Consider the following 7,783-nt stretch of genomic DNA (forward strand, 5'->3'; position numbering starts at 1 on the left):
GAACAACAAGAATAATCACTGTGGCCTAAGGGCCGAGGACAGCAACGATGTCGGATTACATCCAAGAGCAGGGGGCGGCGGCCAGCAGCTCCAGCCGCCGTGAAGAACGCAAGATCATTTTCGCGTCATCTCTCGGGACGGTTTTCGAGTGGTATGACTTTTTTCTCTATGGTGCGCTGGCAGCGGTCATTAGCAAGCAGTTCTTCGCTGGCGTGAACGATACCACCGCTTTCATCTTCGCCCTGATGGCCTTCGCTGCGGGCTTTCTGGTGCGGCCGTTTGGCGCGCTGGTGTTCGGCCGCCTGGGTGACATGATCGGGCGCAAGTACACCTTCCTGGTCACCATCGTGCTGATGGGCCTGTCCACTTTCGCTGTGGGGTTGTTGCCCACCTACGCCAGCATCGGCATCGCCGCACCGATCATCCTGGTGATCCTGCGCATGCTTCAAGGGCTGGCGCTGGGCGGCGAGTATGGCGGTGCAGCCACTTACGTGGCCGAGCATGCGCCGCCCGGCAAGCGGGGCTTGCACACTGGTTTCATCCAGTCCACCGCAACGCTGGGCCTGTTGTTGTCGCTCTTGGTGGTGCTGGGTAGCCGGTATATCAGTGGCGACCAGTTCGAGACCTGGGGCTGGCGCTTGCCGTTCCTGCTGTCGATCGTGCTGCTGGCGATCTCCACCTGGATTCGCATGAGCATGCACGAGTCGCCGGCCTTTGTGAAAATGAAGGCTCAGGGTAAGGTCAGCAAGTCGCCCATCCGTGAGTCATTCACCTCCTGGCCAAACCTGAAAGTGGTGCTTACCGCCCTGTTCAGCATCAACGCGGGGCAGGCTGTGACCTTCTACACGGCGCAGTTCTACGTTCTGTTCTTCATGACCCAGATGCTGAAAATGGACTCGGCTCAGGCCAACACCCTGCTCATCATCAGCGTTGTGATTGGCGCGCCGTTCTTCGTGTTCTTCGGCTGGTTGTCCGACCGTATCGGCCGCAAGCCGATCCTGATGCTCGGCCTGTTGCTGGCCACGGTACTGTACTTCCCACTGTTCAAGGCGCTGAGCCACTACGCCAACCCGCAGATCGACGCTGCCAGCCGTCAGGCGCCGATCGTGGTCACCGCCGACCCGCAAGGCTGCACATTCCAGTTCGACCCAGTGGGCAAGGCTCGTTTTGACAGCCCGTGCGACAAGGTCAAGACCTTCCTGGTCAAGCAGGGCCTGCCGTACAGCTCGGTTAGCGTGGCCGGCAGTGAAGTGGTGGTCAACATCGGTGACAAGACCATCAACGGCTTTGACGAAACCGCCATGCGTGCTGCAATCGAGCAGGCTGGTTACCCGGCCAAGGCCGACCCTGCGCAGGTCAACCAGGTAATGGTGGTGGTACTGATCGTGGCGATGATCCTGATCGCGACCATGACCTATGGCCCGTTGGCGGCGGTGATGGTCGAGCTGTTCCCGACCCGCATCCGCTACACCTCGATGTCGCTGCCCTACCACATTGGTAATGGCTGGTTTGGTGGTTTCCTGCCTACCGTATCGTTTGCGCTGGTGGTCTATACCGGGGATATCTTCTACGGGCTGTGGTACCCGGTGCTGGTGACCGGGATCAGCCTGGTGGTTGGGATCTTCTGTCTGAGAGAAACCAAGGATGTAGATATCGACAAAGTCTGATGTCCACATGCCATAAAAAAACCGGCTGTAAAAGCCGGTTTTCTTATGCCTCAAAAAAACTTATGCACGATTTTCAGAAAAAATTCATACAAAGAAATAACTAGCAAATTCATACACTTAGCTATCAATTCAAGCATTTAATCCAAAAACTGCACACAAGTTATCCACAGAAGGTCAAGCCATCTGCTCCTGAGGTTTTTCCGCCGCTGGCGGCAGCGATCCCATGGCCCGCTGGGTCGCTTCGTTCCAAGCTGCAGCGCGGTCGTTGAGTTCGGCGATGGCACGTGGCCCTGTGCCGTTGGCGTACATCGGCTCACCAATTACCACTTCGATTGTACCGGCGCGCTTGCCCCAACCGGTCTTGGGCCAGAACTTGCCGGCGTTGTGGGCAATCGGCAGCACTGGCAGCCCGGCATTCACGGCCAGGGCGGTACCGCCGCGGGAAAACTTGCCGATGGTGCCGAACGGCACACGGGTGCCTTCTGGGAAAATCAGCACCCACGTCTTCTGCTTGAGCAGTTCGTCACCCTTGCTCGCCACTTGGCGCAACGCTTCCTTGGGGTTGTCGCGGTTGATCGCGATGGGCCGCAGCATGGCCATGGCCCAGCCGAAGAACGGTACATACAGCAGCTCGCGCTTGAGCACCTGGCTAAGCGGCGAGAAGTACTGGGACAGGAAGAAGGTTTCCCAGGTGCTCTGGTGATTGGACAGAATCACGCAAGGCTCAGCTGGCACGTTCTCGGCGCCAGTGATCTTGTAGTCGATGCCCAGGATGGTGCGCACCAGAAACAGCGCGCAGCGGCACCAGTACACGTTGATGAACTTGTAGCGCTTGGGGAACGACAGGAACGGCGCGACGAAGAAGCTCAGCGAGCACCACAGCAGCGAACTGGTGCCCAGCAGCAGGTAAAAAAGAAAGATTCTGATCGCCTGCAGGATCGACATAGTGGCTTGTACCATTGCGGGGCATGCCCGCCTGAGAAAAATGCGCCAGAAGGCGCACTGTTTAAATTAGTTCTCTGGCGATAGCTGCCAGATCGTCGAAAATCAGTGTAGTTTCCGGGACGCCTTTTTCCAGGGTCCGCTCGCCCTTGCCGGTTTTCACCAGCACGGGTTGTGCACCGACGGCCAGGGCGGCCTCCAGGTCACCTTTGCTGTCGCCGACGAACCAGACGCCTTCAAGGCCGATCTGGTAATGCTCGGCGATCGCCCGCAGCATGCCGGGCTTGGGCTTGCGGCAATCGCACCCTTCGTCCGGCCCATGCGGGCAATACACGATGTGGCCCACCTCGCCGCCCTGCTCGGCCACCAGCGCGCGCAGGCGCGCGTGCATGGCCTCAAGGGTTGCCAGCGGGTAGTAGCCACGGGCAATGCCGGACTGGTTGGTGGCCACGGCCACCGTCCAGCCCGCCTTGCTCAACTGCGCGATCGCATCGACCGAACCAGGGATCGGCACCCATTCTTCCAGCGTCTTGATGTACGCATCGGAGTCGTAGTTGATCACCCCGTCACGGTCGAGAATCAGCAGTTTCAAGGCTTACCCCAGCAGCGAAATGTCAGCCACGCCCAGGAACAGGCCGCGCAGACGGCTGAGCAGGGCATAACGGTTGGCACGTACCTTGGCGTCTTCGGCGTTGACCATGACCGCCTCGAAGAAGGCATCGACCGGGTCACGCAGGGCCGCCAGGCGGGCCAGCGATTCGCTGTACTGACGTGCTGCAGCCATCGGTTGCACGGCCTGGTCGGCCTGCTGGATGGCCGAGTACAGGGAGAACTCGTTAGCATTGTCGAAGTACTTCGGCTCGACCTGCTCGGCGATGGCACCTTCGGCCTTGCTCAGCAGGTTCGACACGCGCTTGTTCACCGCGGCCAGGGCCTCGGCTTCCGGCAGTTTGCGGAACGCCTGCACAGCTTGTACGCGCTGGTCGAAGTCCAGGGCGGAGCCTGGCTGCAGTGCGCGTACCGACAGGTACGTGGCGACGTCGATGCCTTCGTCTTCGTAACGCGCGCGCAGGCGGTCGAAAATGAACTCCAGTACTTGCTCGGCCAGGCCGGGGGCCTTGACCTTGGCGCCGAACTGCTTGACTGCAAACTCAACCGCACCGGTCAGGTCCAGGTCCAGTTGCTTCTCGATCAGGATACGCAGCACGCCCAGAGCAGCACGGCGCAGGGCGTACGGGTCCTTGCTGCCGGTAGGCAGCATGCCGATGCCAAAGATACCCACCAAGGTGTCGAGCTTGTCGGCGATGGCCACGGCAGCACCGGTCAGGGTCTGCGGCAGCTCGGCGCCTGCACCGCGCGGCATGTACTGCTCGTTCAGGGCCAGGGCTACGTCTTCCGGCTCACCGTCGTTGAGCGCGTAGTAGTAACCGGCAACACCCTGCATTTCAGGGAATTCGCCGACCATCTCGGTGGCCAGGTCGCACTTCGACAGCAGGCCGGCACGGCCAGCGCGCTGGGCGTCGCCGCCGATCAGCGGAGCAATGAAGGCGGCCAGCCTGGAAACACGTTCGGCCTTGTCGTACACGGTGCCGAGCTGAGCCTGGAACACCACGTTCTTGAGGCGCTCGTTGAAGGTTTCCAGTGGTTGCTTCTTGTCCTGCTTGAAGAAGAACTCGGCGTCGGTCAGGCGCGGGCGCACGACTTTTTCGTTGCCTTGCACGATCTGCTTCGGGTCGCGGCTTTCGACGTTGGCCACGGTAATGAAGCGCGGCAGCAGCTTGCCTTCGCTGTCCAGCAGGCAGAAGTACTTCTGGTTGTCCTGCATGGTGGTGATCAGGGCTTCTTGCGGCACCTCGAGGAAACGCTCCTCGAACGAGCACACCAGCGGCACCGGCCACTCGACCAGAGCGGTCACTTCGTCCAGCAGCGCCGGTGGCACGATGGCCGTGCCTTCCTGCTGCATGGCCAGCTCTGCGGTACGCTTGCTGATCAGCTCGCGGCGCTCGGCGAAGTCGGCCAGGACGTAGGCCTTGCGCAGGTCTTCGACGTAGTTGGCCGGGGTGGTGATGAGCACGTTTTCCGGATGGTGGAAGCGGTGGCCACGGGATTCACGCCCGGCCTTCTGCGACAGGATGGTGCAATCGACCACCTGATCGCCCAGCAGCATCACCAGCCATTGGGTCGGGCGCACGAACTCTTCACGGCTGGCCGCCCAGCGCATGCGCTTGGGAATCGGCAGGTCGTTCAGCGAATCTTCGACGATGGTCGGCAGCAGCCCAACGGTAGCCTTGCCCGGGATGTGCTGGGAGAAGCGCAGCTTGGGGCCGCTCTGGTCGATCTCGGCCAGTTCCACACCGCACTTCTTGGCGAAGCCCAGCGCAGCCTGGGTCGGCTCGCCTTCGGCGTTGAAGGCAGCCTGCAGGGGCGGGCCGTCGATGTTGATGCTGCGGTCAGGCTGCTGCACGTCCAGCTGGCGAATCAGCACGGCCAGACGACGCGGCGCGGCGTACACCTGCTTGCCGGTGTAGTTCAGGCCAGCAGCCTGCAGGCCTTTTTCGATACCGGCCAGGAAGGCGTCGCCAAGGCTGGCGAGGGCCTTGGGTGGCAGCTCTTCGGTGCCCAGTTCTACCAGGAAATCTTGAGCACTCATTGTGCAGCCTCCAGCTTAGCCAACACTTCGTCACGCAGTTCAGGGGTGGCCATCGGGAAGCCCAGGCGTGCGCGGGCTTGCAGATAGCTTTGCGCCACGTCCCGGGCCAGGGTACGTACACGCAGGATGTAACGCTGGCGCTCGGTTACCGAGATGGCGCGGCGGGCGTCCAGCAGGTTGAAGGTGTGCGAGGCCTTCAGGACCATTTCATAGGTCGGCAGCGGCAGCTCCAGCTTGATCAGGCGGTTGGCTTCGCTTTCGTAGAAATCGAACAGTTCGAACAGCTTGTCGACGTTGGCATGTTCAAAGTTGTAGGTCGACTGCTCCACCTCGTTCTGGTGGAACACGTCGCCATAGGTGACCTTGCCGAACGGGCCGTCGGCCCACACCAGGTCGTACACCGAATCGACGCCCTGGATGTACATGGCCAGGCGCTCCAGGCCGTAGGTGATTTCACCGGTGACCGGGTAGCACTCGATGCCGCCGACTTGTTGGAAGTAGGTGAACTGGGTGACTTCCATGCCGTTGAGCCAGATTTCCCAGCCCAGACCCCAGGCGCCGAGGGTCGGCGATTCCCAGTTGTCTTCGACGAAACGAATGTCGTGCACCAGCGGATCCAGACCGATGGCTTTCAGCGAGCCGAGGTACAGCTCCTGGAAGTTGGCCGGGTTCGGTTTGAGCACCACCTGGAACTGGTAGTAGTGCTGCAGGCGGTTGGGGTTTTCGCCATACCGCCCGTCGGCAGGACGACGGCTAGGCTGCACATAGGCGGCGTTCCAGGTTTCTGGACCCACGGCGCGCAGGAATGTAGCGGTGTGGAAAGTGCCGGCGCCTACTTCCATATCGTAGGGCTGAAGTACCACACAACCTTGAGCTGCCCAGTAGTTCTGCAGGGCGAGGATCAGGTCTTGGAAGGTACGCACGGCTGGCGTAGGCTGGCTCACGAAATTCACCTGTATCTGGGGATGCGGATGTAAAGAGCGGGAGTATAACCTGATTCGCCTCGCCCTCTACTCATTGGAGCCTTATGCCACGCTGCTTTTGGTGTACCGACGATCCGTTGTACCAGGCCTACCACGACCAGGAATGGGGAATGCCACAGCGCGACCCGGCGTTGCTCTTCGAGATGCTTTTGCTCGAAGGGTTCCAGGCGGGGCTTTCGTGGATTACCGTTTTGCGCAAACGCGAGCGTTATCGCGAGGTGATGTACGGCTTCGACCCGGTAAAGCTGGCGGCCATGAGCGACGAACGCATCGAAGAATTGATGCAGGATGCAGGCATCATCCGCAATCGCCTCAAGCTCAAGGCCGCAAGGCGCAATGCCCAGGCCTGGCTGGCTGTGGATAACCCTGCCGAATGGCTGTGGTCGTTCGTCGGCGGCTCACCGAAGATCAACCACTTCAAGCAGCGCAGCGACGTGCCGGCGGTCACCGATGAAGCCAAGGCAATGAGCAAGGCCCTGCAGAAAGCTGGCTTCACGTTCGTCGGTCCGACCATCTGCTACGCCTTCATGCAGGCCACCGGCATGGTCATGGACCACACCACCGACTGCGATCGCTACGCCGCCTTGTTGCGCTGAGGGGTTACAATGCGCGCCTTGCTGAAATAAGGAATTCGCCTGTGGAAAAGTTCAAGGGCGCCCTGATGGTCGGGGTGCTGCGCCTGTTTGCCAAGCTGCCCTGGGGCGCTGTGCAGCGTGTCGGCGCCGGTATTGGCTGGCTGATGTGGAAAATCCCCAACAGTTCGCGCAACGTGGTACGGATCAACCTGGCCAAATGCTTCCCGGAGATGGACCCGGTTGCCCGTGAGCAACTGGTGGGCCAGGCGCTGCGGGATATCGGTAAATCCTTTGTCGAAAGTGCCTGTGCCTGGATCTGGCCGCCGCAACGCTCGCTGGAGCTGGTCAAGGAAGTGCATGGCCTGGAAGTGCTGGAGCAGGCCCTGGCCTCGGGTAAAGGCGTGGTCGGCATCACCAGCCACCTGGGCAACTGGGAAGTGCTGAACCACTTCTATTGCAACCAGTGCAAGCCGATCATCTTCTACCGCCCGCCGAAGCTGAAGGCGGTGGATGACCTGCTGCGCGAGCAGCGCGTGCAGATGGGCAATCGCGTGGCACCGTCGACCAAGGAAGGCATCCTCAGCGTGATCAAGGAAGTGCGCCGTGGTGGCCAGGTGGGTATTCCTGCCGACCCGGAGCCGGCGGAATCGGCGGGCGTGTTCGTACCGTTCCTCGGCACCCAGGCGCTGACCAGCAAGTTCGTGCCGAACATGCTGGCCGGTGGCAAGGCGGTAGGTGTGTTCCTGCATGCGCTGCGGTTGCCGGATGGCTCGGGCTTCAAGGTGTTCCTCGAAGCTGCGCCGGAAGAGATGTACAGCACCGATGTGAATGTGTCGGCAGCGGCGATGAGCAAGGTGGTCGAACGCTATGTGCGCGAGTACCCCAGCCAGTACATGTGGAGCATGAAGCGCTTCAAGAAGCGCCCGGCTGGCGAGCCGCGCTGGTATTAAGCCATTCACCGCCCCT

Annotated in this window: 7 protein-coding genes; 3 read left to right on the plus strand and 4 right to left on the minus strand. The window is 61.0% G+C overall.

What is annotated here, in order from left to right:
* Positions 1 to 47 precede the first annotated feature (47 nt).
* A complete protein-coding gene (locus V7787_RS31930) occupies positions 48 to 1,667 on the plus strand; it encodes an MFS transporter (protein ID WP_010951466.1) in 1,620 nt (539 codons plus the stop codon).
* Positions 1,668 to 1,841: 174 nt separating this feature from the next.
* Here V7787_RS31930 and V7787_RS31935 read toward each other — a convergent pair whose 3' ends face one another.
* The 4 genes from V7787_RS31935 to glyQ are packed head-to-tail and all read right to left on the minus strand — an operon-like array spanning position 1,842 to position 6,203.
* The gene (locus V7787_RS31935; protein ID WP_010951467.1) at positions 1,842 to 2,627 is read right to left on the minus strand and encodes a lysophospholipid acyltransferase family protein; all 786 of its coding nucleotides are present in this window, start codon (positions 2,625 to 2,627) and stop codon (positions 1,842 to 1,844) included.
* 46 nt (positions 2,628 to 2,673) lie between these two features.
* Positions 2,674 to 3,201 (minus strand): D-glycero-beta-D-manno-heptose 1,7-bisphosphate 7-phosphatase, encoded by a 528-nt coding sequence (gmhB, locus tag V7787_RS31940; RefSeq protein WP_003253129.1) that lies wholly within the window; start codon positions 3,199 to 3,201, stop codon positions 2,674 to 2,676.
* Positions 3,202 to 3,204: 3 nt separating this feature from the next.
* Positions 3,205 to 5,259, minus strand: coding sequence for a glycine--tRNA ligase subunit beta (glyS, locus tag V7787_RS31945; protein WP_020192531.1), 2,055 nt, complete (start codon positions 5,257 to 5,259; stop codon positions 3,205 to 3,207).
* Positions 5,256 to 6,203 (minus strand): glycine--tRNA ligase subunit alpha, encoded by a 948-nt coding sequence (glyQ, locus tag V7787_RS31950; protein WP_003253126.1) that lies wholly within the window; start codon positions 6,201 to 6,203, stop codon positions 5,256 to 5,258. The genes glyS and glyQ overlap by 4 nt, the downstream gene beginning before the upstream one ends.
* A gap of 83 nt (positions 6,204 to 6,286) precedes the next feature.
* Between glyQ and V7787_RS31955 the strand changes: the two genes are divergently transcribed.
* Together V7787_RS31955 and V7787_RS31960 are read left to right on the plus strand one after the other, a co-directional pair.
* The gene (locus tag V7787_RS31955) at positions 6,287 to 6,838 is read left to right on the plus strand and encodes a DNA-3-methyladenine glycosylase I (RefSeq protein WP_020192530.1); all 552 of its coding nucleotides are present in this window, start codon (positions 6,287 to 6,289) and stop codon (positions 6,836 to 6,838) included.
* Positions 6,839 to 6,879: 41 nt separating this feature from the next.
* Positions 6,880 to 7,767, plus strand: a complete 888-nt coding sequence (locus tag V7787_RS31960) for a lysophospholipid acyltransferase (RefSeq protein ID WP_003253121.1) — start codon at positions 6,880 to 6,882, stop codon at positions 7,765 to 7,767.
* Positions 7,768 to 7,783 lie beyond the last annotated feature (16 nt).

The sequence above is a fragment of the Pseudomonas sp. CGJS7 genome, assembly GCF_036961695.1.

Coding starts and splice junctions, on each gene's coding strand:
- V7787_RS31930 (WP_010951466.1), top strand. CDS start 48: ATGTCGGATTACATCCAAGAGCAGGGGGCGGCGGCCAGCAGCTCCAGC.
- V7787_RS31935 (WP_010951467.1), bottom strand. CDS start 2,627: ATGGTACAAGCCACTATGTCGATCCTGCAGGCGATCAGAATCTTTCTT.
- glyS (WP_020192531.1), bottom strand. CDS start 5,259: ATGAGTGCTCAAGATTTCCTGGTAGAACTGGGCACCGAAGAGCTGCCA.
- V7787_RS31955 (WP_020192530.1), top strand. CDS start 6,287: ATGCCACGCTGCTTTTGGTGTACCGACGATCCGTTGTACCAGGCCTAC.